The organism is Nostoc sp. UIC 10630, from assembly GCF_010747425.1.
Classification (GTDB): domain Bacteria; phylum Cyanobacteriota; class Cyanobacteriia; order Cyanobacteriales; family Nostocaceae; genus Nostoc.
The window spans coordinates 1-1,077 of the sequence record NZ_JAAGOG010000453.1 but is presented as its reverse complement, the minus strand read 5'-3'; the positions used below and the strand labels follow the sequence as shown (position 1 = coordinate 1,077).

Genomic DNA, 1,077 nt, shown 5'->3' with positions numbered 1-1,077 from the left:
ATCGCTTTTTTTGCTCCAACCACGATCGCTAACTTCTTGGCACGGGTCAGCCCGGTGTAAAACAGGTTCCGGGTCAACATCATATAGTGCTGCATATAGATTGGCAAAATCACCACCGTATATTCTGACCCCTGGCTTTTATGAATCGAAATGCTCCAGGCAAGGGCAATTTCATTCAGGTCAGCGTAATCGTAAACCACAGTCCGCTCACCATACAGTACTGTAACTTCCTGCTCGACAGTATCAATGGTGAGGATTATTCCTAAGTCACCGTTGAAGACTTCGCGGTTGTAGTCGTTGGTCAACTGGATAATGCGTAGACGCTCTTAGCGGCTTGTCGCAGACATCGCCCTCGCGTAACAAATTCCCACCTCTGTTAATCTCCACCTTGCTGGGGCTGGGTGGGTTAATCAACTGCTGCAACACGGTATTAAGATTGCGAGTACCCACAACTCCCCGTGTCATCGGGCAAAGCACTTGGACATCAGTGGCAGGATTAAAACCTAGTCGAGGGAGCAAGTCTGTAATCAACTCGCAGATTGCTTGCACTCCATGTTCAGGCTGATGACCTCCACCATGCCACAGACAATCAGACACAGGATTGTCGGAGATTGGCTCGATTGTTGGGTACTGGCCCCGGTTGATTTGGTGAGCAGCAGTGATAATCGCACTTGTTTGAGCTTGGCGGAATACCTGAGTTAACCGCACCACGGGAACTCGCCCAGAATTGATCAAGTCAGCGAGTATTTGACCTGGGCCCACAGATGGTAACTGGTCAATGTCACCCACCAACAACAGTAAAGCGCCAGCCAATACTGCTTTAACCAAGGAGTAAGCCAGAAACAAATCAAACATCGAAGCTTCATCAGCGATAATTGCCGTGTGGGGCAAAGGATTTTCGCTATCGCGCTTGAAACCTCTTGAGCGCGGGTCAAATTCTAACAAGCGATGAATAGTTTTTGCTTCCAGCCCAGTCATTTCACCCAAACGTTGAGCCGCGCGTCCAGTGGGTGCAGCTAGGGCTATGGATTTACCCATTGCTTTCCACAGGCTGACAATCGTGTGAGTTGTGAAGGT

General features: G+C 49.4%; 1 pseudogene. It reads right to left on the bottom strand.

The annotated features are described in order from the left end of the window. A pseudogene (locus G1O98_RS38330) lies at positions 1 to 1,077 on the bottom strand (AAA family ATPase); the annotation flags it as partial.